This is a genomic window from Nonomuraea sediminis, assembly GCF_018531495.1.
Classification (GTDB): domain Bacteria; phylum Actinomycetota; class Actinomycetes; order Streptosporangiales; family Streptosporangiaceae; genus Nonomuraea; species Nonomuraea sediminis.
Genome location: NZ_JAHDTI010000023.1, coordinates 34938 through 58429, shown reverse-complemented (window position 1 = coordinate 58429; position 23492 = coordinate 34938). Strand labels below are relative to the sequence as shown.

The 23492-nt window shown below is 70.2% G+C and carries 21 protein-coding genes; 15 read left to right on the top strand and 6 right to left on the bottom strand.

Annotation, left to right across the window (positions count from 1 at the left end):
• Positions 1-54: 54 nt before the first annotated feature.
• From dinB to KIK09_RS53740, 4 genes are read right to left on the bottom strand one after another with little or no spacing between them, the layout of a single operon-like run.
• Positions 55-1233, bottom strand: a complete 1179-nt coding sequence (gene dinB / locus KIK09_RS53755) for a DNA polymerase IV (protein ID WP_214327377.1) — start codon at positions 1231-1233, stop codon at positions 55-57.
• Positions 1234-1257: 24 nt separating this feature from the next.
• On the bottom strand, positions 1258-2331 hold the full coding sequence (locus tag KIK09_RS58795) for a cupin domain-containing protein (protein WP_250575307.1): 1074 nt from the start codon (positions 2329-2331) through the stop codon (positions 1258-1260).
• A 1-nt stretch (position 2332) separates the two neighbouring features.
• Entirely contained in the window at positions 2333-3562 is a 1230-nt protein-coding gene (locus KIK09_RS53745; RefSeq protein ID WP_214327376.1) for a DUF349 domain-containing protein, read from the bottom strand.
• Positions 3563-3622: 60 nt separating this feature from the next.
• On the bottom strand, positions 3623-4492 hold the full coding sequence (locus KIK09_RS53740) for a peptidylprolyl isomerase (protein WP_214327375.1): 870 nt from the start codon (positions 4490-4492) through the stop codon (positions 3623-3625).
• A gap of 139 nt (positions 4493-4631) precedes the next feature.
• Here KIK09_RS53740 and KIK09_RS53735 point away from each other — a divergent pair, with 139 nt between their 5' ends.
• Genes KIK09_RS53735 through aspS form a run of 3 tightly spaced genes read left to right on the top strand, consistent with a single transcriptional unit; the run spans position 4632 to position 8301 of the window.
• Positions 4632-5303, top strand: a complete 672-nt coding sequence (locus KIK09_RS53735; RefSeq protein ID WP_214327374.1) for an MBL fold metallo-hydrolase — start codon at positions 4632-4634, stop codon at positions 5301-5303.
• A complete protein-coding gene (gene hisS / locus KIK09_RS53730) occupies positions 5303-6559 on the top strand; it encodes a histidine--tRNA ligase (protein ID WP_214327373.1) in 1257 nt (418 codons plus the stop codon). Before KIK09_RS53735 ends, hisS begins: the two co-directional genes overlap by 1 nt.
• Entirely contained in the window at positions 6556-8301 is a 1746-nt protein-coding gene (aspS, locus tag KIK09_RS53725; RefSeq protein WP_214327372.1) for an aspartate--tRNA ligase, read from the top strand. Before hisS ends, aspS begins: the two co-directional genes overlap by 4 nt.
• Positions 8302-8352: 51 nt before the next feature.
• Here the strand turns inward: aspS and KIK09_RS53720 are convergent, their stop codons facing one another.
• A complete protein-coding gene (locus tag KIK09_RS53720) occupies positions 8353-9552 on the bottom strand; it encodes a cytochrome P450 family protein (RefSeq protein WP_214327371.1) in 1200 nt (399 codons plus the stop codon).
• Between the two features lie 86 nt (positions 9553-9638).
• Positions 9639-10535: a peptidylprolyl isomerase gene (locus tag KIK09_RS53715; protein ID WP_214327370.1), complete on the bottom strand. Its 897-nt coding sequence runs from the start codon at positions 10533-10535 to the stop codon at positions 9639-9641.
• A gap of 172 nt (positions 10536-10707) precedes the next feature.
• Here KIK09_RS53715 and KIK09_RS53710 point away from each other — a divergent pair, with 172 nt between their 5' ends.
• The 12 genes from KIK09_RS53710 to infC all read left to right on the top strand — a co-directional run bounded on the left by KIK09_RS53710 (position 10708) and on the right by infC (position 23420).
• Positions 10708-11187, top strand: coding sequence for a DUF2231 domain-containing protein (locus KIK09_RS53710; protein WP_214327369.1), 480 nt, complete (start codon positions 10708-10710; stop codon positions 11185-11187).
• Between the two features lie 69 nt (positions 11188-11256).
• Complete coding sequence (locus KIK09_RS53705; RefSeq protein WP_250575317.1) at positions 11257-12501, top strand: replication-associated recombination protein A; 1245 nt, start codon at positions 11257-11259, stop codon at positions 12499-12501.
• On the top strand, positions 12498-13178 hold the full coding sequence (locus KIK09_RS53700; RefSeq protein WP_214327367.1) for a cyclase family protein: 681 nt from the start codon (positions 12498-12500) through the stop codon (positions 13176-13178). Before KIK09_RS53705 ends, KIK09_RS53700 begins: the two co-directional genes overlap by 4 nt.
• A gap of 64 nt (positions 13179-13242) precedes the next feature.
• Positions 13243-15060, top strand: coding sequence for a S41 family peptidase (locus KIK09_RS53695; protein WP_214327366.1), 1818 nt, complete (start codon positions 13243-13245; stop codon positions 15058-15060).
• Between the two features lie 68 nt (positions 15061-15128).
• Positions 15129-15503 (top strand): DUF948 domain-containing protein, encoded by a 375-nt coding sequence (locus KIK09_RS53690; protein WP_214327365.1) that lies wholly within the window; start codon positions 15129-15131, stop codon positions 15501-15503.
• Positions 15500-15730 (top strand): hypothetical protein, encoded by a 231-nt coding sequence (locus tag KIK09_RS53685; protein WP_214327364.1) that lies wholly within the window; start codon positions 15500-15502, stop codon positions 15728-15730. Before KIK09_RS53690 ends, KIK09_RS53685 begins: the two co-directional genes overlap by 4 nt.
• A 17-nt stretch (positions 15731-15747) precedes the next feature.
• A complete protein-coding gene (alaS, locus tag KIK09_RS53680; protein ID WP_214327363.1) occupies positions 15748-18417 on the top strand; it encodes an alanine--tRNA ligase in 2670 nt (889 codons plus the stop codon).
• Position 18418: 1 nt separating this feature from the next.
• Positions 18419-18901, top strand: coding sequence for a Holliday junction resolvase RuvX (ruvX, locus tag KIK09_RS53675; RefSeq protein WP_214327362.1), 483 nt, complete (start codon positions 18419-18421; stop codon positions 18899-18901).
• Entirely contained in the window at positions 18898-20160 is a 1263-nt protein-coding gene (gene mltG, locus KIK09_RS53670; RefSeq protein WP_214327361.1) for an endolytic transglycosylase MltG, read from the top strand. Before ruvX ends, mltG (KIK09_RS53670) begins: the two co-directional genes overlap by 4 nt.
• Positions 20161-20365: 205 nt before the next feature.
• Entirely contained in the window at positions 20366-21511 is a 1146-nt protein-coding gene (gene mltG / locus KIK09_RS53665) for an endolytic transglycosylase MltG (protein WP_214327360.1), read from the top strand.
• Positions 21512-21735: 224 nt separating this feature from the next.
• Positions 21736-22548, top strand: a complete 813-nt coding sequence (locus KIK09_RS53660) for a shikimate dehydrogenase (RefSeq protein ID WP_214327444.1) — start codon at positions 21736-21738, stop codon at positions 22546-22548.
• 182 nt (positions 22549-22730) lie between these two features.
• A complete protein-coding gene (gene infC, locus KIK09_RS53655; RefSeq protein ID WP_443678896.1) occupies positions 22731-23420 on the top strand; it encodes a translation initiation factor IF-3 in 690 nt (229 codons plus the stop codon).
• The last annotated feature ends 72 nt before the right edge of the window (positions 23421-23492 follow it).

The following is a 23492-nucleotide window of genomic DNA, read 5'->3' as shown; positions in this document are numbered from 1 at the left end:
CGACGGCGTATGGCACCTCCTGAGGAACGCTGAGCGTGGGGCCTGCCGTACGGGCTAGTCGGGGAGCAGCGGGACCGAGGGAAGGTCGGGGTGGTCGAGGAGGACGGCGCGGGTGATGGCCGTCCTGCCGAAGCGGCTGCGGACGTCGTCCAGGGCGGCGTCGAGGGTGGGCGGCGGGTCGAAGGGGAGCGCGAGCTGGATCGCCGAGGCGTCCTCGAGGTTGGACAGGGCCACGCCGAGCAGGGTGATGCCGCGGGCGTCGATGAGCGGGAAAGCTTGGCTGAGAAGTTGCCTGGCCGTGGCCAGCAGCGGCGCCGTCTGGTCGGTGGCTTGGGGGATCGTGTGGGAGCGCGTGACTCTGGCGAAGTCCTCGAAGCGGAGCCGGAGCACCACCGTGCGGGTGACCCGGCGGGCGTTGCGCAGGCGTTGGGTGACGCGGTCGACGAGGGCGACCAGGGTGGCGTCGAGGTCCTGGTGGTTGCGCCTGGAGCGGCCGAGGGCGCGCTGGGCGCCGATCGAGCGGCGGCGACGGCCCACCTGGACGGGCCGGGGGTCGCGGTTGTGCGCGAGGGCATGCAGGTGCAGTCCGGCGGCCCGGCCCAGCATGGACACCAGGCCCGCCTCAGCCAGCTGGGCCACCTCGCCGACCGTGGTGATGCCGAGGTTGTGCAGCTTCGCGGCGGTGACGGGGCCGACGCCCCACAGCCGCTCGACCGGCAGCGGGTGGAGGAACTCCAGCTCCCCGTCGGGCGGCACCACCAGCAGCCCGTCGGGCTTGGCCACGCCGCTGGCCACCTTGGCCAGGAACTTGGTGCGCGCCACGCCGACCGTGATCGGCAGGCCCACCTGCTCGCGCACGTCGCGCCGCAGCCGGGCGGCGATGGCCGGCGGGCCGAGCGGGCGAAGCCCGCGCACGTCCAGGAACGCCTCGTCGATGGACAGCCCCTCGACCAGGGGAGTGGTGCGTTCGAAGACGTCGAAGACGGCCTTGCTTGCCTCGGCGTAGGCCGACATCCTGGGCTCGACCACGACGGCCTGCGGGCACAGCCGGCGCGCCTGGCGGCCGTTCATCGCGGTGCGGACGCCGTATGCCTTGGCCTCGTAGCTGGCGGCCAGCACCACGCCGGAGCCGACGATGACGGGCCGGCCGCGCAGGGAGCGATCGTCGCGCTGCTCGACCGAGGCGTAGAACGCGTCGAGGTCGGCATGCAGGATCGTCGCTTCACCTACCACGAACACATGTTCGCATAAAACAGGCTAGCCCGCGAGTGACGGCAGGTTGATGACGACGGCTTCCTGGGTGCTGCGGGCGATGACGACCACCGCCTCCTCCGACGGATCCGGATTTTCCTCCCGATGGGGGACATAGGGCGGCACGAAGACGTAGTCGCCGGGCCGGGCGTCGATCCTGACCTCGTCGTCGTCCTGGAGGAAGACGAAGGACGGCCGCCCGCTGACCACGTAGATCGCGGTCTCGGAGGCCCCGTGATGGTGATCGGCGGATCGGGTCAGCGGCGCCACGTGCGTCTGCCCCATCCAGAGGTTGCTCGACCCCACGGTCCCGCCGCTGATCGCCGCCAGTCGGTGCATCCCCGAGCTCTGCGCCGTCTCCGAGCTCAGCGCGTCCGGCGTCACGTGCCCGAGCCGCTGGTGGAAGGCGTCCCCGGAGGCCGTGTACCCCTCCCAGAGGCGCCCTCCGGCCCGCTCGAGCACCGAGGCGGCCAGGGCGGCCAGCCGTACCGGGTCCTCGCGGGCGGCGAGCAGGTCGGCGGCCAGCGCCGGATCGTGCGCGCGCAGCTCGCGCAGCAGCCACTTGCCCGAGCCCCGCCAGCGGGCGTCGATGTCCAGCGCCAGCCGGGCCGTCTCCTCGACGACCGCCCACCGGATGAACGCCTGCTCGCCGGGGTCCGTGGCCCCCGCCAGGTCGTCGAGCAGGTCCGACAGAACGTACCGCGCCCGTTCCAGGGACACGGGACCTGGCCCCGCGGCCAGCCGAGCCCGCATGGCCTCCTGTACGGCGGGCGCGCGCCCCACCCGATCGACGAGGATCACTCCGTCGGCGCACATCCGCGGCAGCGTGGGCACCCGCCTGTCCAGGTCACGGTCGGCCCACCCGAGCAGGCTCAGCTCGTTGTGCACGGCCAGCTCGACCGGCCATTCGCGCCACCGCAACGTCTCCCGGTACGGGCGTACATCCGCAAGCACGACCACGATGTCGAGGTCCGACGTCGCCGTCCGCCGTGACGTCAGCACGCTCCCGCCCAGGAAGGCGTACAGCGCCTCGGGAAAGCGCGACGAGACCAGGGCGCGCGCGTCGGCTACCGGATCCATGTCAGCTGAACTCGGCCAGCGTCCGCTCGGCCTCCTCCAGCCACGAACGCCGGGCGATGATCGCCTCCTCGGCCTCCTTGACGTCCTTGGCCCGGCCGGCGGCCTGAGCCTTGGACAGCCGCGTCTCCAGCTGCTCGATCGAGGAGCGCAGCTGGTCGACGGTGCTCTGCGCGCGGGCGCGGGCCTCGGGGTTGGAGCGCTTCCACTCCGCGTCCTCGGCCTTGCGCACGGCGTCGTCCACCTTGCGCAGCCCGCCCTCGAGCCGGTCGCGCTGCTCGCGCGGCACGGGGCCGATCGCCTCCCAGCGCTCCAGGATCGAGCGCAGCGCGCCGCGGGCCGTGCGGACGTCGGTGACCGGCAGGATCTTCTCGGCCTCGCCGAGCAGCTCCTCCTTGGCCTCCGCGTTGTGGGCCAGCGAGGCGTCGCGCTCGGCGAAGACCGCCGAGCGAGCCTGGAAGAACTGGTCCTGCGCGGCCTTGAAGCGCGCCCACAGCTCGTCCTCGGCCTCGCGGGAGGCCCGGCCGGCGTTCTTCCACCGCTGCATCAGCTCGCGGTAGACGGCGGCCGTCTGGCCCCAGTCGGTGGAGTCGGCGATGGCCTCCGCCTCGTCCACGATGCGCTCCTTGGCGGCGCGCACCCCCTCGCGCTGCTCGTCGAGCCCGGCGAAGTAGGTCTTGCGCCGCTTGGCGAAGGCCGTGCGCGCGGCCGACAGCCGCTTCCACAGGGCCGCCTCGGTGACCCTGTCGATGCGGTCGGCGGCCTTCCACTCCTCGACGAGCTGGCGCAGCCGCTCGCCGCCGGACTTCCAGTGAGTGGTCTCCTCGGCGATCCGCTCGGCCTCGCCGACGATGCGCTCCTTGACGGACCTGGCCTCGGCGCGGGCATGCTCGCGGGCGACCTTGACCTCCTCGCGGCGCTGGGCGACCAGCTCGCTCAGATGGTCGAGCCGGGCCGTCAGCGCGGCCAGGTCGCCGATGGCGTGCGCGTCCGCGACGGCCTCGCGCAGCTTGACGATGCTGGCCTCGGCCTGCGCCGGAGCCAGGTCCGTGCCGCGCACCCGCTGCTCGAGCAGTTGGACCTGGCCGGCCAGTTCGTCGTACTTGCGATGGAAGTAGGCCAGCGCTTCCTCGGGCTCACCGGCCTGCCAGGACCCGACGGCTCGCTCTCCCTCAGCCGTACGCACGTAGACGGTGCCGTCGTCGTCTACCCGGCCCCACGGGTCGGTGCTCACCGTGTCCTCCCGCACTTTCCATCAGACCCTTCGGGACTACCCGTCCCTAGTTGTATTACGTCAGCTCTTGCCAGAGATTGTCACGTCTTTGATTTCGACGGTTTGCTTGGGCGCCCCGGTGCCGTCGCCTGCGTCGGCCTTGATTCCTGCCTTGTTCACCTTGTCCAGGATGTCCAGGCCTTTGGTGATCGTACCCACCGGGGTGTAATCCGGGGAAAGTCCGGCCAGATCGCCGTAGATCCAGAAGAACTGGCTGCCCGTGCTGCCCGGCGCCTGCGTCTTGGCCATCGCCATCGTGCCGCGCTTGTAGGCGGCGCCCGTCAGGTTCTCCTCGGCCATGACGTAGCCGGGCGTGCCGGTGCCGTCGGTCTGGGTCTTGCCGTCGGCCTTGGCCGTCGGGTCGCCGCACTGCAGCATCGGGAACTTGTCGCTGCCGAGCCGGTGGCACTTGCTGCCGTCGTAGTACTTCTTCTTGGCCAGGAACTCCAGCGAGTTGACCGTGCAGGGAGCCTTGGCGTTGTTCAGCTCGACCACGACGTCGCCCAGGTTCGTCTTGAACGTCATCGTCTTGGTCGTCGGCGTGGTCTTCGCCTCGGTGGGCGGCAGGCCCACGCTCTTGACCTGGCCGTTGGTGTCCTTGACGTAGTCGCAGGTGCCGGTCGCGGCGTTGTAGGGCTTGGGGCCCGTGGACGGCGGGGCGGAGGTGACCGGCGCCGAGGCCGAGGGCGTCGCCGCCGCCTCGGTCTTGGAGCCGCCGCCGTTGAGCAGCGTCACGGCCGCGACGACGCCGCCGACCACGACGACGACGCCGATGCTGGAGCCGATGATGGCGTTGCGCTTGGCCCGCTGCTCGCGCTCGATGCGGCGCTGCATCTGCCGCTCGTGGTGCTCGCGTGCCAGCTGCTTCTGCCGGTCCTTCCCCGTGGCCACCGCTTTGCCTCCCGTAGTCAATCAACTGAGGTGGGCGAATCGTATCGGCCAACGGGTAATGATTCGCAGCCCGGCGACCCGCACCGGTACCCTTCAGTTACATTCCCATTGGCTTTTTTGACGAGATCACCTGAGGCAGATGCTCATCGCCGGCTTCCCCGCAGGGGCGTTCCAGACCAATTGTTACGTCGTCGCGCCCGCCGCGGGTGAGGAATGCGTGATCGTCGACCCAGGTCAGGACGCCGTCGCGGGTGTGGACGAGTTGCTGCGCGAGCACCGGCTCAAGCCGGTGGCCGTCGCGCTCACGCACGGTCACCTCGATCACGTGTGGTCCGTCGCCCCGGTCTGCGGTGCGCGCGACATCCCCGCGTGGATCCACCCCGACGACCGTGAGATGCTCAGCGACCCCACCAAAGGCATCGGGGCTCCGATCTTCGGCGATCTCAAGCTGACCGAGCCCGACGACGTGCGGGAGCTGTCCGACGGCGCCGTGCTGCGCCTGGCAGGGCTGGAGCTCGTGGTCGACCACACTCCTGGCCATACCAGGGGGTCGGTGAGCTTCAGGCTGCCGGAAGACGAGATCATGTTCTCGGGCGACCTGCTGTTCGCCGGCTCCATAGGCCGCACAGACCTGCCCGGAGGCGACTACCCGACGATCCTGCGCAGCCTGGCCACCAAGTGCCTGCCGCTGCCGGACGAGACGGTCGTGCTGCCGGGCCACGGACCGCAGACCACGATCGGCCGCGAGCGCGCCACGAACCCGTACCTGAAAGAGGCCGCGCCGCACGCCGGTCCCATACGAGGGATGTAATGAGCTTCCAAGCACCCAAGGGCGTCAAGGAGTACGTGCCGCCGCAGGCGGCGACCTTCTACGCCATCCGCCGTGCCTTCGCCGACGCGGCCGGCCGGGCGGGCTACGCCTACCTGGAGACCGCCGTCTTCGAGGACACCCAGCTGTTCGCCCGCGGCGTCGGCGAGTCCACCGACGTCGTCAGCAAGGAGATGTACACCTTCACCGACCGCGGCGGACGCTCGCTGACGCTGCGCCCCGAGTTCACCGCCGGGGTCCTGCGCGCGGTGCTCGAGTACGGCCTGCACCGCGGTCAGCTGCCGGTCAAGGTGTGGACCGACGGGCCCGTCTTCCGCGCCGAGGCGCCCCAGGAGGGCCGCTACCGCCAGTTCTACCAGCTGGACCTGGAGGCGATCGGCAGCGAGGACCCGGCCGTCGACGCCGAGACGATCGCGGTGGCCTGGCGCTGGTACCAGGACCTCGGCCTGACCCAGGTGCGGCTGCTGCTGAACTCGCTGGGCTGCAAGGAGTGCCGCCCGATCTACCGCGCCCGGCTGCAGGAGTTCCTGCGCGCGCTCGACCTCGACGCCGCCACCAGGGAGCGCATCGAGATCAACCCGCTGCGGGTGCTCGACGACAAGCGGCCCGAGGTGCGCGCGCAGCTCGAGGGCGCGCCGCTGATCGCCGACCACCTGTGCGCCGACTGCAAGACCTACCACGACACGGTCAAGCAGCTGCTGGCCGACCTGTCGATCGCGTGGGAGGACGCGCCCAGGCTGGTGCGCGGGCTCGACTACTACACCCGCACCACCTTCGAGTTCGACCACCCGCTGCTGGGCGCCCAGTCGGGCATCGGCGGCGGCGGGCGCTACGACGGCCTGTCGGAGGCGATCGGCGGGCCCGCGCTGCCCGGCATCGGCTTCGGGCTCGGGCTCGACCGCACGGTCATCGCGCTGGAGCGCGAAGGCGTCCAGCCTGCCACGGCCGCGCGCGTCGAGGTGTACGGTGTCCCGCTGGGTGACGACGCGCGCCGGCGGATGTTCCTGCTCGTGGACGAGCTCCGCCGGGCCGGGGTCAGCGCCGACATGTCCTTCGGCGGCAAGGGGCTGAAGGGCGCGATGAAGGGCGCCGACCGTTCCGGTGCCCGGTTCGCGCTGATCCTGGGCGAGCGTGACCTGGCGGCGCGAGCCGTACAGCTGAAGGACCTGACCACCGCTGAGCAGACCGAGGTGCCGCTGGACTCGGTCGTGGACGTTTTGAAAGGGAAAGTGCAGTGATTCGCACGCACAACGCCGGCGAGCTCCGCGAGGAGCACGCCGGCCAGCAGGTGACGCTCGCGGGATGGGTGGCCAGGCGCCGTGACCACGGCGGGGTGGTCTTCATCGACCTGCGTGACGCCTCCGGCTCGGCGCAAGTCGTCTTCCGCGAGGAGGACGACGCGCACGGCCTGCGCAGCGAGTACTGCGTGAAGGTGGTCGGCCAGGTCAGGCGCAGGCCCGAGGGCAACGAGAACCCCGAGCTGCCGACCGGCGCGATCGAGGTCGTGGCCGACCAGGTCGAGGTGCTCAGCGAGTCGGCGCCGCTGCCGTTCCCGATCGAGGGCAACGTGGGCGTGTCGGAGGAGGCCCGCCTCAAGTACCGCTACCTGGACATCCGGCGCCAGCAGGTGGCCAACGCGATGCGGGTGCGCTCCAAGGCGACCTACCTGGCCAACGAGGTGATGCACGAGCTCGGCTTCGTCTACGTCGAGACGCCGACGCTGACCCGCTCCACGCCCGAGGGCGCGCGCGACTTCCTGGTGCCGGTGCGGCTGCAGCCGGGCAACTGGTACGCGCTGCCGCAGTCGCCGCAGCTGTTCAAGCAGCTGCTGCAGGTGGCCGGCCTCGAGCGCTACTACCAGCTGGCCAAGTGCTACCGCGACGAGGACCTGCGGGCCGACCGGCAGCCGGAGTTCACCCAGATCGACATCGAGATGTCCTTCATCGACCAGGAGGACGTCATCGCGGTCGGCGAGAAGCTGATCGGCCGCGTCTGGAAGGACGTGCTCGGCTACGAGATCCCGACGCCGCTGCCGCGCATGACCTACGCCGACGCGATGGCCCGCTTCGGCTCCGACAAGCCCGACCTGCGCTTCGGCCAGGAGCTGGTCGAGATGACCGACTACTTCGCCCAGACGAGCTTCCGCGTCTTCCAGGCCGAGTACGTCGGCGCGGTCGTCATGCCGGGCGGCGCCGTGCAGACCCGCAAGGAGCTCGACGGCTGGCAGGAGTGGGCGCGCTCGCGCGGCGCCCGCGGCCTGGCCTACGTGCTGGTCCAGGAGGACGGCACGCTCGGCGGCCCGGTGGCCAAGAACCTGTCGGAGACGGAGCTTTCCGGCCTGGCCGACAAGGTCGGCGCCAAGCCGGGCGACGCCGTCTTCTTCGCGGCCGGCCTGACGCACGCCTCGCGCGAGCTGCTCGGCGCGGCCCGCCTGGAGATCGGCCACCGCTGCGGCCTGATCGACGAGTCGAGGTGGGAGTTCCTCTGGGTGGTCGACGCGCCCATGTTCGAGCCCGTGCACGACGACGTCGGCCGCGAGATCGGCTGGACCGCCGTCCACCACCCGTTCACCGGCCCCAAGCCGGAATTCGCCGACACCTTCCAGGACCACCCGGGCGAGGCGCTGGCCTACGCCTACGACATGGTCTGCAACGGCATGGAGATCGGCGGCGGCTCGATCCGTATCCACCGCGCCGAGATGCAGCAGCGGGTCTTCGACGTGCTGGGCATCTCCAAGGAGGAGGCCGAGTCCAAGTTCGGCTTCCTGCTCGAGGCGTTCAAGTACGGCCCGCCCCCGCACGGCGGCATCGCCTACGGCTGGGACCGGATCTGCATGCTGCTGTCCGGCGGCGACTCGATCCGCGACGTGATCGCCTTCCCGAAGACCGCCTCCGGCTTCGACCCGCTGACGGGCGCGCCCACGGCGATCACGGCCGAGCAGCGCAAGGAAGCCGGCGTCGACGCCAAGCCCAAGGAGTAGCGCTTCTCCGTACGGCAAGCGGGCCCGCTGCCCGCTTGCCGTACCTCGGGCTCAGAAACGGACCGGCAGAGCCGACAGCGAGCGCACGATCGCGCCGCTGAAGCGCCAGCTGAGCTCCTTCACGTCGCAGGCCAGCTCGATGCCGGGCAGCCGCTCGAGCAGCGTGGTGAAGGCGATCTGGCCCTCCATGCGGGCCAGCGGCGCGCCCAGGCAGAAGTGGATGCCGTGCCCGAAGGCCACGTGCCGGTTGTCGGAGCGGGTGATGTCGAGCCGTTCCGGCCCGTCGAAGGCCTGCGGGTCGCGCCCCGCGGCACCGATGGACACGTTCACGAACGACCCCTGCGGGATCAGCGTGCCGCCGATCTCGAGGTCCTCGAGCGCGACCCGGAACGTGGCGCGCTCGACCGGCGCGTCGTAGCGCAGGAACTCCTCAACCGCGCTCTGCATCAGCTCGGGACGCTTCTTCAGCAGCTCGAGCTGGTCGGGGTTGCGCAGCAGCGCCAGGGTGCCGTTGCCGATGAGGTTCACGGTCGTCTCGTGGCCGGCGATCATCAGCAGCACCAGCGTCGACAGCAGCTCCTTCTCGTTCATCTCGGGGCTGGCCACCAGCACGCCGACCAGGTCGTCCGTGGGGGTGGCGCGGCGCTCGGCGATGAGCGCGCCGAAGTAGTCGCGCAGGGCCAGGCTGGCCCGCTCGCGCACCGCGACGGCCTCCTCGTCGAGCGCGGGCACCAGCAGCGCGCCTGACCAGTCTCTGAACAGGTCGCGGTCCTCGGCGGGGATGCCGAGCAGCTCGCAGATCACGATGATCGGAAGCGGAAACGCGAAGTCCGCGATCAGGTCCGCCTCGCCCTTCTCGGCCATGGCGTCGACGAGCTCGGCGGTGATCTGCTCCACCCGGGGCCGCAGTTCCTCGACGCGGCGCGGCGTGAACGCCTTGGAGATGACCTTCCGCAGCCGGGTGTGGTCGGGCGGGTCGGTCATCAGCATGTTGTCGGCCAGCACCGCGTCGTTCTTGAGCATCATCTCGCGGAACCAGTCGGGCCCGCTGGCCAGGCTCTTCGACAGCCGCGGATCGTTCAGCGCCGCCCTGCCGTGCTCGTAGTCCACGATCACGTAGGAGCTCGCGCCCGGCGGGAAGTCGATCGCGTGCACCGGGCCCTTGGCGCGCAGATCCGCGTAGATCGCGTACGGGTCGGTGCTGAACTCGGGAGAGAAGAAGAACTCGAAAGGCAGGGTCTCAGCAGTCATCGGCCGCTCCTCGTCGGGGTTCAAAACCGGGGTTCAAGACCCACTCTGTCCCCGGGGAGCGGCCGATCAGCCGATTGTGACGTGAATCACTTGAAGGACATCGATTTGATGATGACGGGCTTGCGCGGCGCGGTGGCGCCGCCGTCGTTGGCCAGGTCCTCTTTGTTGACGATCAGGTCGGCCTCGGTGGGCGCCAGGTTGAGCAGGATGTCCATGCCCTGGCTGACCATGCCGACCACGTTGAACGGGCCCTGGATCTGGGTGTTCTGGTCCGACAGGGAGAAGGCGAAGTTGCTGTTGCTCAGGTTCTTGTCCTCGCCCGGCTGGGTCAGGAACACCACGCCCTTGCCGAGCGGGATGTCGCCGTTCTCGTCGGGGAAGGTGTAGCCCGAGGTACCCGTGCCGTCCTCGGCGCGCACGCCGTCGGCCTTGGCCAGCGGGTCACCGCACTGCAGCAGGTGCACGGGGGAGACGGCCGGAGTGACCAGGCGGTAGCACTTCTGGTTGTCGTAGAACTTCTTGCTGTTGAGGAAGGCCAGGGAGTTGATCGAGCACGGAGCCGCGTCCGGCATCAGGTCGACGACGATGGTGCCGCGGTTGGTGTTGATCGTCCACTTCTTGAACTTGATGTTCGCCTTCTTCGGCGGCATGCCCACGAACTTCTGCAGGCTGTTCTTGTCCCGCGCGTAGGTGCAGCTCACCGGGCCCGTCTTCTTCGGCGGCTCTGTCGGCAGGTCCGTGGGGGAAGCCGAGGCCGAGGCGGACGGCGAGGCGGACGGCGAGCTCTCGGCCGCGGTCTTCTGCGCGTCGTCCTTCTTGGTCAACGTCGTGGCCGCGAAGATGCCGGCGGCCACGACCACGACGGCGACGCCGGCGCCGATGAAGGTGTTGCGCCGCCCCTTGGTGTTCTCCTCCGCGGCGCGCTTCTCCTGCCGCGCCTTGTGCTCGCGCGCCAGCTCGCTCTGGCGATCGTCGCCGCTCACCGGTATGTCCTCCATGTTTGCCGACATATGACCAAACAACTTCCGGAATGCTACCGGCCCTCCATATGTGTCGGACGTAAGTGACGGAATCGGCCCACTGGGACCCGGCGTGATCGCGAACCTTCTCGTGCTGTGATTCGTAGTTGAAATGAGTACTTCGTAGGAGCGCGCCATGTTCGACCAGATCCTCGGCCTGCCGGCCCACCCCTTGATCATCCACTTCGCCGTCGTGCTGACACCGTTGCTCGTCGCGGTGGACGTGGCCTACGCCCTGTTCGCGCGATGGCGGGCCTTCCTGGCCTGGGCCGTGGTGGTCCTGTCCGTGGTCGCGCCCGGCGCGGTCTTCGTGGCCAAGGAGACCGGCGAGCGTCTCAAACAAGCGCGCTTCGGCTCGGTCGACGGCGTGCTGGCCGCCAAGCTCGACACCCACCAGAGCTTCGCCAACCCGCTGCTGCTGTCGGCCGTCGGCCTCGGCGCGGCCGGCCTGGTGCTGGTGTACGCGACCAAGCCGTCGCGCGGCTCGATGCGCGACCGCTTCGGCAGGCCTGCCACGCTGGCGCTTTCCGCGGTGACGGTGGTGCTGGCCGTGGTCGTCGGCTACTACTGCTTCCGCGCGGGTGACTCGGGAGCGAGAGCCGTATGGGGCGTGTAATCTCGCGTTGTGGAGAGTCTGTTCGATTCGGCGGCTGAGGAGGCCACCCCGCAGCCGCTGGCCGTCAGGATGCGCCCGCGCACCCTCGACGAGGTGATCGGCCAGCGACACCTGCTCGGACCGGGCACGCCGCTGCGCAGGCTCGTGGAGAGCGAAGCCCCCATGTCGCTGTTCCTGTGGGGCCCGCCGGGCACCGGCAAGACCACGCTGGCCTACGTGGTCTCCAACGTCACCAAACGCCGCTTCGTCGAGATCTCCGCCGTCTCCGCCGGGGTCAAGGACGTGCGCGCCGCCATCGACAACGCCCGCCGCGAGCTGGGCATGACCGGCCGCCAGACCGTGCTGTTCGTCGACGAGGTGCACCGCTTCAACAAGGCGCAGCAGGACGCGCTGCTGCCCGCCGTGGAGAACCGCTGGGTCACCTTCATCGGCGCCACCACGGAGAACCCGTTCTTCTCGGTGATCTCGCCGCTGCTGTCACGCTCGCTGCTGCTGACGCTGGAGTCGCTCACCGACGACGACATCCGCGCCGTGCTCACGCGCGCCGTCACCTCCGACCGCGGGCTCGACGGCCGCGCCGCCGTCGCCGACGAGGCCCTCGACCATCTCGTACGGCTGGCCGGCGGCGACGCCCGCCGATCGCTCACCTACCTGGAGGCCGCCGCCCTGCTGGCCGACGACATCACCGTTGAGGTGGTGGAGAAGGCCGTCGACAAGGCCGCGGTCCGCTACGACCGGCAGGGCGACCAGCACTACGACGTGATCAGCGCCTTCATCAAGTCGATGCGCGGCTCGGACGCCGACGCCGCGCTGCACTACCTGGCGCGCATGATCGAAGCGGGGGAGGACCCGCGCTTCATCGCCCGCCGCATCGTCATCTTCGCCTCGGAAGACGTCGGCATGGCCGACCCCACCTGCCTGCAGACCGCCGTGGCCACCGCACAGGCCGTGCAGCTCATCGGCCTCCCCGAGGGGCAGATCAACCTGGCGCACGCCGTCATCCACTGCTCGCTCGCGCCCAAGTCCAACGCCGTCGTCAAGGCCATCGGCGCCGCGATCGGCGACGTGCGCAAGGGCCTGATCGGCCAGGTGCCGGGGCATCTGCGCGACGCCCACTACCCGGGCGCGGCCAAGCTCGGCCACGGCGAGGACTACAAGTACCCGCACGACTACGACCACGGCCTCGTCCGCCAGGACTACGCGCCCGAGCAGGTGCGCCAGCGCCGCTACTACGAGCCGACCACGCACGGCGCCGAGGCGCCCGTCGCCGAGCGCTGGGCCAAGATCCGCGACTTCCTGCGAGGAGACGGGTGACCGACTACCGCGCCAGCTTCGACGCCGTGATCACCTTCTCCAACGGCGGCGACCTGAGCGTGCACGGCTTCCGCGTCGACCTGCCCTCGGCGCAGGCGACCCGTGAGGAGATCGCCGCGCTGTTCGTGGCCTCGCTCGGGCTGCTGATGACCGACGAGGTCGTCCTGTCCGGCGTGGAGGTCTTCGCCGAGCCGCACAAGGGCACCCGCGGCGGCCCCTCCGACTCGGCGGGCGCGCCGGTCACCGGCGGCGGCCGCCTGGTCGACCTCACCACCCCCGCCACCCGCGTCCACCTGCCCGCGGGCGGGCTCGAGCTGGTCCGCGCCGTGGACCTGCCCGCCGTGGTCGTCCGCCTGGGCGGGGCCCGCGGCACGGAGATCGGGGTGGGCGCGCTGGCCGCCTTCGACGTGCGGGGCCGGGCCGTGCTGCTGGAGGCCGACGGGCGGGCGCTCACGGACGAGGCGCAGGCCTGGCTGGCCGGCCAGGAGACGGCCCTGGTGGGCGTCGACGCGCTTTTCGCCGGCTCCGCGCTGACCGCCGCGGGGATACCGGTCGTCGAGGCTCTCACGGCGCTGGACGACCTGCCGCCGCTCGGCGCCAGGTTCACCGCCGCGCCACCGGTGGGCGACCTCGCCGGGCCGGTGGCGGTGCGCGCCTTCGCCCGCCTGCCGTACTGATCCTGCCCGGCATGAGTAGGGGGTTACTCTTGCCGCCCCGCCCTGGCGGGCCAACCGTGGGGGCATGACAGAAGCCACACAGGACCGGCCGCTGGCCGACTTCCTGGCCAAGGCGCAAGATGTGCTGAGCCTCGCCGAGCGCAGGCTCATCGTCGGCCAGGCCCTGCTCATGCTGGAGCAGAACTACGTCCACCTGCCGCTCAAGGCCGCCATGCACGGCATCAACCCGCTGCAGCGGCTGCGCGTGATGCTCGCGCGCATGAGCACCCAGGACATGGTCCCCGAACGGGACTTCCACGCCGAGCTGCTGGAGATCTTCTCCTCGCTCCGCGACCTGCACACCAACTACTTCGTCCCCAACCCCTACGGCGGGGTGACCGCCTACCTGCCGTTCCTCATCGAGGAGTCCTTCGAGCAGGAGGACGCGCACTACCTGGTGACCGCCCTGGCCAACGGCTACACGCCGCCCGAGGGCTTCAGGCCGGGCGTCGAGGTCACCCACTGGAACGACATCCCCATCGAGCGGGCCATCCGCCTCAACGCCGCCAAGTACGCCGGCAGCAACGCCGCCGCCCGCTTCGCCCGCGGGCTGGAGACGCTCACGCTCAGGCCGCTGCTGAGGCACCTGCCGCCGGACGAGGAGATCGTCACGATCCGCTACCGCGCCGCCGACGGGCACCCGCGGACCATGAGCGAGATCTGGCGGGTCGCGGAGAACCCGCCGCTGCCCGACCCCGACATCCTCGACGAGGCGACCCTCACCCTCGCCTACGACCTGCACGGCGCCGTCCTGGGCGGCGTCAAGGCCGAACTGTTCGCCGGTGAGGACGCCTCGGGGATCGAGGTGATCCCCGAGTTCAAGACCTTCTTCAAGGCCAGGAGCGTCACCACGGCCGCGGGCGAGTTCGGCCACCTGCGGATCTGGAGCTTCTTCACCCGCAACGCGCCCGGCTTCGTCGACGAGTTCGCCCGCCTCATCCAGTTGCTGCCGCAGAACGGCCTCATCATCGACGTGCGCGGCAACGGCGGCGGCTCGGGGCCCGGCGCGGAATCGCTGCTGCAGATGCTCACCCCCCGCCGCGTCGAGCCGGAACCCATCCAGTTCATCGCCACCCCGCTCAACAAGCTCATCTGCGACAGGGTGGACGGCCTCGAGCCGTGGCGGCCGTCGATGGCGCAGGCGCTGGAGACCGGCAGCACCTTCTCCGCCGCCTTCCCCCTCACCAAGCCGGAGATCGCCAACGACCGCGGCCAGCTCTACCACGGGCCCGTCGTGCTGATCACCGACGCCCGCTGCTACTCGGCCACCGACATCTTCGCCGCCGGGTTCAAGGACCATGACATCGGCCCGATCCTCGGCACCGACGACGTCACCGGCGCGGGCGGCGCCAACGTCTGGCCCCACCAACTGCTCACCTCGTTCATGGACCCCGAGCCCGGGGAGGAATCGCCCTACCGGTCGCTGCCCGGCGGGACGGTCATGCGCGTGGCCATCCGCCGCACGCTGCGCGTCGGCCTGTCGGCCGGGACCCCGGTCGAGGAACTCGGCGTGCGCGCCGACGAAGGGCACCTGCTCACCAGGCGCGACGTGCTCGCCGGCAACGCCGACCTGATCGAACACGCGGGACAGCTCCTGGCCCGCCTCGAACGGCGCAGGCTCGACCTCGACTCGGTCGCCGGCGGGACCGTCACGCTCACCGTCGCCGGGCTCGACCGGCTCGACGTGTACGCCGACGGCCGCCCGCACGCCTCGAAGGACGTGGCCGACGGTCAGGTCACCTTCCCCGCCCCCGCCGCGGGAACGCTGCTCCTGGAGGGATACAGGAAGGGGGAGCTGGTCGCGGCCCGACGCGTGGATTTGCCGCGCGCCGGCACGGGATGACCATCGGCGCGGGCCGGACGCGATAGGGTTCTTGGCGTTCCGGCCCAGCGTACGAGGGAGATGAGCGGATGCTTACCGCTGGAGAGGTCGCCGGGCTGATCGCGGCCACAGGCTGGGTGGTCCTGGTGTGCGTTCTCGCCATGGTGCTCGTCAAGCTCGCCAGGCTGCTCACCGAGACCACCAAGGCGGTCTCCGAGCTGGCCGAGCGCATGGTGCCGCTGCTCGACGACGTGAGCGTCACCGTCAACGAGACCAACAGGCAGCTCGTCACCGTCGAGGCCATCGCCAAGGACGTCAAGCAGGTCAGCGGTCACGCCGCCAAGCTCAGCGGGGTCACCCAGACGATCTTCACCGGCCCGCTGATCAAGGTCTCGTCCCTCGGGTACGGCGTGCGCCGCGCCATCGAGGCCCGGCGTCCCCGCAAGGCCAGGCGCAGGCCATGATCCGGCGGCTGTTCTACATCTCGCTCGGAGCCCTGCTCACGCTGTGGGTGGTGCGTCGGTTGCAGGCGCTCCACCCCAACCATGTGGCCCGCCGTACCGTGCACAGGGCGACAGGCGTGCTCGCACAGGTGAGAGACTTTACCTCTGACGCGCTCGGCGAGGCCGCCGACCGCGAAATGGAGTTGCGGGCCCGCTTCGGGCTCGACAACGCTGACGACAACAACTAACGCAAAGGATGGCCACCATGGAGTCGGCAGAGATCGCCCGCCGCTTCCTGCGCTTCTTCGAGGAGCGTGGGCACAAGATCGTGCCCTCGGCCAGCCTGATCGCAGAGGACCCAACGCTACTCCTGGTCAACGCGGGTATGGTGCCCTTCAAGCCGTACTTCCTGGGGCAGCGCAAGCCTCCGGCGGCCCGGCTGGCAAGCGTGCAGAAGTGCGTCAGGACGCCCGACATCGAAGAGGTGGGCAAGACCACCAGGCACGCCACCTTCTTCCAGATGCTCGGCAACTTCTCCATCGGCGACTACTTCAAGGAGTCGGCGATCCCCTTCGCCTGGGAGCTGCTGACCAGGTCGGAGTCCGAGGGCGGGTTCGGCTTCCCCGAGGAGAAGCTGTGGGTGACGGTCTACCTCGACGACGACGAGGCGATCGACATCTGGCGCAAGGTCGGCGTCCCCGCCGACCGCATCCAGCGCCGCGGCCTGGAGGACAACTACTGGCACATGGGCGTGCCCGGTCCCGGCGGGCCCTGTTCCGAGATCTACTACGACCGCGGCCCTGAATACGGCAGGGACGGCGGGCCGATCGCCGACGAGGACCGCTACCTCGAGGTCTGGAACAACGTCTTCATGCAGTACCAGCTCAGCGCGGTGCGCTCGAAGGTCGACTTCGACGTGTCCGGCGAGCTGCCCGCCAAGAACATCGACACCGGCATGGGCCTCGAGCGCATGGCGACGATCCTGCAGGGCGTCGACAACCTCTACGAGATCGACACCACCTACAAGATCCTCGACAAGGCGGCCGAGCTCACCAAGACCCGCTACGGTCGCGAGCACCGCGCCGACGTCAGCCTCCGGGTGATCGCCGACCACGTCCGCACCGGCACCATGCTGGTCGCCGACGGCGTCGCGCCCAGCAACGAGGGCCGCGGCTACGTGCTGCGCCGCATCCTGCGCCGCTCCATCCGCAACCTGCGCCTGCTCGGCTCGGGCGACGAGCGCTACATGCACGAGCTGACCGCGACCACCATCGACGCGATGGGCGAGACCTACCCCGAGCTGAAGGCCGACGCGCCGCAGATCCACGCGGTCATCGACGCGGAGGAGGCCTCCTTCCTCGGCACGCTCCGCACCGGCACCGCGATCTTCGACGTGGCCGTCGAGGAGACCAAGCGCAAGTCCGGCACCACGCTGTCCGGTGACCAGGCCTTCAAGCTGCACGACACCTACGGCTTCCCCATCGACCTCACCCTGGAGATGGCGGCCGAGCAGGGGCTCAAGGTCGACGAGGAGGGCTTCCGCCGGCTGATGGCCGAGCAGAAGGCGGCGGCCAAGGCCGACGCGGCGGCCAAGAAGACCGGCAACCTCGACATCTCCGTCTTCGGCGAGCTGCTCGAGCGGGCGGGCAAGGTCGACTTCCTCGGCTACGACACCACGACCGCCGACTCCAGCGTGATCGGCATCCTGGTCGACGGCGTCTCCGTCCCGGTGGCGGGCGTGGGCGCCACGGTCGAGGTCGTGCTCGGCCGTACGCCCTTCTACGCCGAGGGCGGTGGCCAGCTGGCCGACCAGGGCGTGCTGCACGCCTCCGGCGCCGAGGTCGACGTGCTCGACGTCCAGTCGCCACTCAAGGGCCTGATCGTGCACCGCGGCAAGATCCGCACCGGCGAGCTCAAGATCGGCGACGAGGTGCAGGCCGAGGTCGACGTCGAGCGCCGCCGCGCGATCTCGCGCAGCCACAGCGCCACCCACCTGGTCCACCGCGGCTTCAAGAACGCGCTGGGCGAGACGGCGGCGCAGGCCGGTTCGGAGAACTCGCCCGGCCGCTTCCGCTTCGACTTCACCGCGGCCGGCGCGGTCCCGCCCAGCGTGCTGCGCGACGTCGAGGACGAGGTCAACGCCGTCCTGATCAACGACATGAAGGTCAACGCCTTCTACACCACGCAGGCCGAGGCGCGCGCGATGGGCGCGCTGGCCATGTTCGGCGAGAAGTACGGCGACGAGGTCCGCGTGGTCGAGATCGGCGACTACTCGCGCGAGCTGTGCGGCGGCACCCACGTGCACAGCTCGGGCCAGCTCGGCCTGGTCAAGGTGCTCGGCGAGCAGTCGGTCGGCGCCGGCGTGCGCCGCGTCGAGGCGCTGGTCGGGCTCGATGCCTTCCGCTTCCTGGCCCGCGAGTCGCTGCTGGTCGCCCAGGTGTCCGAGCAGCTCAAGACGCGCCGCGAGGAACTGCCCGAGCGCATCGACGGCATCGTCACCCGGCTGCGCACGGCGGAGAAGGAGCTGGAGAAGCTGCGCTCCGCGCAGGTGCTCCAGATCGCCGGCGAACTCGCCTCGCAGGCCCGTGACCTGCAGGGAGTCTCCCTGGTGACATACCGCGCGCCTGATGGCACCGGAGCCGACGATCTGCGTAAGCTCGCGCTTGACGTGCGTGGCAGGTTCCCGGCCGACCGTCCGGCGGTGATCGTCATCGCCGGAGTCCCCTCCGACCGGCCCGTGGTCGTTGCCGCGGTGAACGAGGCGGGGCGCGAGCGGGGGCTCAAGGCCGGGAGACTGGTCGGCGTCGCCGCCAAGGCGCTTGGGGGTGGCGGTGGCGGCAAGGACGATGTGGCCCAGGGAGGCGGCACGCGGCCGGAGTCGATCGACGACGCGCTGCGTCAGGTCGAGCAGGCCACCGCGGAGCAACTCGGCTGACATGAGGTTCGGCTCACGCCTCGGCGTGGACGTCGGCTCCGTCCGCATCGGCGTGGCCCGCAGCGACCCGTCCGGGCTGCTGGCCACGCCGGTCGAGACGGTCCGGCGCGGCAAGGGCGATCTCGACCGCATCGCCGAGATCGCCCGGGAGCACGAGGCCATCGAGGTGATCGTGGGGCTGCCCACGTCGCTGTCCGGCCGCGAGGGCCAGGCCGCCGCGATCGCCCGCGCCTTCGCCCAGGACCTCGCGGTACGGCTGGCGCCGACCCCGGTGCGGCTGTTCGACGAACGGCTCACCACCGTGGCCGCCCAGCAGGGGCTGCGGGCCAGCGGCGTCAAGGCCAAGAAGCAGCGCGGCGTCGTCGACCAGGCGGCGGCCGTGGTGCTGCTGCAGGACGCGCTGGACGCCGAACGCGCCACCGACAGACCACCAGGCAGACCCGTCGATCCGCCCGCAGGGGCGGACGGCGGGTCCGCCTCATGACCAGGGAACACGACGACGACTCGCTCGGCGACCTGATCCCCTTTCCCATCACCCCGCCCGACCGCGACGAGGACCCGCCCGGTCCCGCCCGGCCGGACGACGACGCCCCGGCCGCGTCGGACCGCAGCGGTTCGGCGCCGCGTGACGTCGGCGAACCCGCTGGTGACGGTGCTTCAGGCGGGCGCGCGGTGGGGTCGGGCGACAAGCCCGAGCAGAAACGGTCCGCGGTCCGCAAGGCCGGGTTCCTGGCCGCGGGGGCCGCGGCGTCGGCCATCGTGCTCGGCGGGGGCGCCTACGCGATACTCAAGCCGTTCCTGAGCCCCGAGGACTTCCAGGGGCCAGGCACGGAGGCCGTGACCGTCAAGATCAATCCAGGGGCCAGCGCGGGCGACATCGGCACCCTGCTGGCCCGGGCCGGGGTCGTGGCCAGCGCCCGGTCCTTCGTCAACGTCACCGAGGATCGTTCCGTCGCCGACCGCCTGCGGCCGGGGAGTTACCGCCTGCGCAAGGGCATGGCCGCGGGCATGGCCCTCGACCTGCTGCTGTCGCCGGCCTCGCGGATCGTCAAACGGGTGACCGTACCCGAGGGCCTGCGGCTGGGCGAGACGCTGGCGCGCCTGGCCAAGCAGACCGGTCTGCCGCTGAAGGACCTGCAGGCCGTCGACAAGAGCCTGGTGGGACTGCCCAAGTACGCTCCCGGGCTGGAGGGCTTCCTCTTCCCCGCCACCTACGAGGTCGAGCCGGGCCAGAAGCCCGCCGACCTGCTGGCCGCCATGGTCGAGCGGTTCGACGCCGCCGCGACCGAGGTCGACCTGGTCAAGCGCGCCGCGGAGGTGCACCTCACGCCGCTGGAGGCGGTCACCGTCGCCAGCATCGTCCAGGCGGAGGGCGGCAGGGACGAGGACTACCCCAAGATCGCCCGCGTCATCTACAACAGGCTGTCCGCACACCCGCCGCGAAAGCTGGAGATCGACAGCACGGTCATGTACGCGCAGGGCAGACGGGGGACGCTGAAGCTGTCGAACAAGGACACGCGCTTCCGCTCGCCGTACAACACCTACCTGCACCACGGGCTGCCGCCGGGGCCGATCTCCAATCCCGGGGAGAAGGCGCTGATGGCGGCCCTCCACCCGGCCAAGGGTGATTGGACCTGGTTTGTCACGACGGATCCGGCGCATAGAATCACCAAATTCACTAACAAAGAGAGCGACTTCGTGAGATACCGGGAAGAGTTGAACGCAAACCTCGGGAAAGATTGATGCTCGCCGGGCCTCCCCCCGCGCGCAGCTCCCACGAAGGGGCACGCGCGCTCTCCCCGTCGCCTAGCATGGCTACCCAGAGTGATTGCCGCTGGTTTTCTGCGTACGACCAGCGGGTCCCCCCGTTCCGCTCGGTAACCCCCTCCGGTTCGGTACAGCCGCTTGACGGTGGACCGGTTGTACCGGGAGATTGGCCAGCGCATCTATGAACGATCTCGACATGGACTTCCTGCTCGGTGCCGAGGACGACGAGGGTCGACCCAGGCGCCGTGGCGGCAATGGGAAACGCGGCCGCAGGCGCCGTCGCAGGCGCAACCGCGGAGGTTTCCTCGCCCCGTTGCTCGCCCTCATCGTGCTGGCGGGCATCCTCGGCGGCGGCGGCTACTACGGCTACCTGTGGGTCAGCGACGCGCTGGTGCCCAAGGACTTCACCGGAGAGGGCTCCGGTGAGGTGATGATCGAGATCAAGGACGGCCAGAACGCCGTCGACGTGGCCGAGGAGCTGGAGCGGCAGGGGGTCGTAGCCAGCGCCAAGGCCTTCACCAACGCCATCACCAACGCCGGCAAGAGCGGCAGCCTGCAGCCGGGGACCTACACGCTGCGCAAGGGCATGTCCGCCGCGGCCGCGGTGGCGATGCTCGGCTCGGACAACCGGATGCTGGTCCACGTCACCATCCCCGAGGGCAAGCGGCTCTCGGACACGATCACGCTGCTGGCCAAGGCGACGGGCAAGCCGGAGAAGGCCTTCCAGGCCGCGGCCAAGGACATCAAGGGCCTCGAGCTGCCCCAGTACGCCAAGAGCCTGGAGGGATACGCCTTCCCCTCCACCTACGAGTTCCAGCCCAAGACCACCCCGGCCGAGATGCTGGGCCAGATGGTCGAGCGCTACAAGCAGACCGCCGAGCAGTACGGGCTGAAGGGCAACGCCAAGCAAGGCGGCTACACCCCCGCGCAGATCATCACGATCGCCAGCATCATCCAGGCCGAGGCCGGCCGCACCGAGGACATGCCCAAGATCGCGCGCGTCATCTACAACCGGCTCTCCTCGCAGCCACCGAGGAAGCTCGAGATGGACAGCACGGTCATGTACGCGCTGAACAAGTACGGCACGAAGGCCTCCCACGCGGACCTGAACACCACGTCGAAGTACAACACCTACAAGTACCTCGGCCTGCCACCCGGCCCCATCGCCAACCCCGGCGAGCACGCCATCGACGCCGCGCTCAACCCGGCCAAGGGCACCTGGCTGTGGTTCGTGGCCACCGACCCCAAGAGCAAGGTCACCAAGTTCGCCTCCACCGAGGCCGAGTTCCAGGCCCTCCTCGCCGAGTACCGCGCCAACGGCGGGTGATTGTTTCCTGTTGTACGGCGGGCCGCCGCCACCGGCCGCCCGCCGCACTCCGGCTGAGGATCTGTGACCGGCGCTGACGGCGAGTCGGTGCCGCTCGCCCGCCGTCACGGCGCCCGGGATCCGCTTTCCCCGGAAACCCGTGCGGGCGGGTTCGACGGGATCCGGGCCGCGCGGAAGCTGGTTGGATGGGTTCGGTGGGCTTGCCGTACGGAGGAAGGGTGAAGATGCGGGCAGCGGTCATGGGGTCGCCGATCGGTCACTCTCTGTCGCCGTTCCTCCACCGCGCCGCCTACCGGGCGATGCGGCTGGACGGCTGGAGCTACGAGGCGATCGAGTGCGACGAGGCCCGCCTGCCCGAGGTGATCGGCGGGATGGGCCAGGAGTGGGCAGGGCTGTCGCTGACGATGCCGCTCAAGCGGGCCGTGCTGCCCCTGCTCGACACGGTGGCGCCGCTGGCCGTCGAGGTGGGCGGGGCGAACACGGTGATCTTCCACGACGGCGCCAGGCATGGCGAGAACACCGACGTGTACGGCATCACCCAGGCCCTGGCAGAGGCGGGCGTGCGGCCCACCTCGGCGCTGGTGCTGGGCGGCGGCGCGACCGCCGCCTCCGCGCTGGCCGCGCTGCGTGAGCTGGGGCTCGGCGCGGTGACGCTGGCCGTGCGTGACCCGGCGAGGGCGGGGGAGACCGCCCAGGTGGCCGAGCGGCTCGGCGTGGCGCTGCGCGTGGAGACCCTCGACAAGCTGGACGCCCTGCTGGACGTGGACCTGGTGATCTCCACGCTGCCAGGCGAGGCGGGCGACCGCTTCGCCGCGCGGCTGGCGGGCGTGCCCGCCCTGTTCGACGTCGTCTACGCCCCCTGGCCGACCAGGGCCGCGAGCGCGGTGGAGCAGGCGGGTGGGCGCGTGGTCAGCGGTTTCTCGATGCTGCTGCACCAGGCGGTCAAGCAGGTGGAGCTCATGACAGGCAGGACGGACGTCCCGGTGGAGGACATGCGCGCGGCGGGCGAGGAGGAGCTGCGTCGGCGGGCGGGATGATTCCGGGCTCACGGATGGTTGTGGTATCGTAGCTCCCTGATCGGTCCGGCATGCCTTGCTGGACGCGCAAGCGGAGGTCTCCCTCCCACCTGAGTCGCCGAGAGGCGTCCGGGTCCAGGATCACGCCGGACTTACTCCGGGGAGCTTACGGCCACTGATGCCGATGAGCTCAGTGGCCCCGCATGCGCGACGTGTGGGGCTTTTTCGCGTATAAGAGAGAGCTCCCGGCACGACGAGCACGTAGGGATCGCAACCTAGGAGGCCCCATCAGCACTGAGCCCCGCATCAACGAGCGTATTCGAGTTCCCGAGGTTCGCCTCGTGGGCCCGAACGGCGAGCAGGTCGGTATCGTTTCGATTCACGACGCACTGAAGCTCGCCCAGGAGGCCGACCTCGACCTGGTTGAGGTCGCGGCCACGGCTCGACCGCCCGTGTGCAAGCTCATGGACTACGGCAAATTCAAGTACGAGTCCGCGATGAAGGCGCGCGAGGCGCGCAAGAATCAGGCGCACACGATCATCAAGGAGATCAAGCTCCGGCCGAAGATCGACCCGCACGACTACGAGACCAAGAAGGGTCACGTGGTGCGGTTCCTCAAGGCGGGAGACAAGGTCAAAGTCACGATCATGTTCCGTGGCCGCGAGCAGTCCCGTCCCGAGCTGGGCTTCCGGCTGCTGCAGCGGCTCGCCGAGGACGTGACGGAGCTCGGCTTCGTCGAGTCCCAGCCCAAGCAGGACGGGCGAAACATGATCATGGTGATCGGTCCGCACAAGAAGAAGGCCGAGGCCAAGGCCGAAAAGGCAGCGGCCAGGGCACAGCGTGGCGGCGAGGAGCCTTCCGCAGGCGAGGAGCCTTCCGCACAGGAAGGGTGACCCGCGGTTCGGGTTAGCCTTACACGGCACCCCGAGCAGCCACCGCACGACGAAGACGCCGAAACCGGGCCG

Excerpts from the sequence above, each read along its gene's own strand:
- ruvX (WP_214327362.1), top strand. The coding sequence starts at position 18,419 with ATGAGGTTCGGCTCACGCCTCGGCGTGGACGTCGGCTCCGTCCGCATC.
- KIK09_RS53695 (WP_214327366.1), top strand. The coding sequence starts at position 13,243 with ATGACAGAAGCCACACAGGACCGGCCGCTGGCCGACTTCCTGGCCAAG.
- hisS (WP_214327373.1), top strand. The coding sequence starts at position 5,303 with ATGAGCTTCCAAGCACCCAAGGGCGTCAAGGAGTACGTGCCGCCGCAG.
- alaS (WP_214327363.1), top strand. The coding sequence starts at position 15,748 with ATGGAGTCGGCAGAGATCGCCCGCCGCTTCCTGCGCTTCTTCGAGGAG.
- KIK09_RS53720 (WP_214327371.1), bottom strand. The coding sequence starts at position 9,552 with ATGACTGCTGAGACCCTGCCTTTCGAGTTCTTCTTCTCTCCCGAGTTC.
- KIK09_RS53735 (WP_214327374.1), top strand. The coding sequence starts at position 4,632 with ATGCTCATCGCCGGCTTCCCCGCAGGGGCGTTCCAGACCAATTGTTAC.
- KIK09_RS58795 (WP_250575307.1), bottom strand. The coding sequence starts at position 2,331 with ATGGATCCGGTAGCCGACGCGCGCGCCCTGGTCTCGTCGCGCTTTCCC.
- KIK09_RS53685 (WP_214327364.1), top strand. The coding sequence starts at position 15,500 with ATGATCCGGCGGCTGTTCTACATCTCGCTCGGAGCCCTGCTCACGCTG.
- mltG (WP_214327361.1), top strand. The coding sequence starts at position 18,898 with ATGACCAGGGAACACGACGACGACTCGCTCGGCGACCTGATCCCCTTT.
- KIK09_RS53660 (WP_214327444.1), top strand. The coding sequence starts at position 21,736 with ATGCGGGCAGCGGTCATGGGGTCGCCGATCGGTCACTCTCTGTCGCCG.
- mltG (WP_214327360.1), top strand. The coding sequence starts at position 20,366 with ATGAACGATCTCGACATGGACTTCCTGCTCGGTGCCGAGGACGACGAG.
- infC (WP_443678896.1), top strand. The coding sequence starts at position 22,731 with ATGCGCGACGTGTGGGGCTTTTTCGCGTATAAGAGAGAGCTCCCGGCA.
- KIK09_RS53705 (WP_250575317.1), top strand. The coding sequence starts at position 11,257 with ATGCGCCCGCGCACCCTCGACGAGGTGATCGGCCAGCGACACCTGCTC.
- KIK09_RS53690 (WP_214327365.1), top strand. The coding sequence starts at position 15,129 with ATGCTTACCGCTGGAGAGGTCGCCGGGCTGATCGCGGCCACAGGCTGG.
- KIK09_RS53710 (WP_214327369.1), top strand. The coding sequence starts at position 10,708 with ATGTTCGACCAGATCCTCGGCCTGCCGGCCCACCCCTTGATCATCCAC.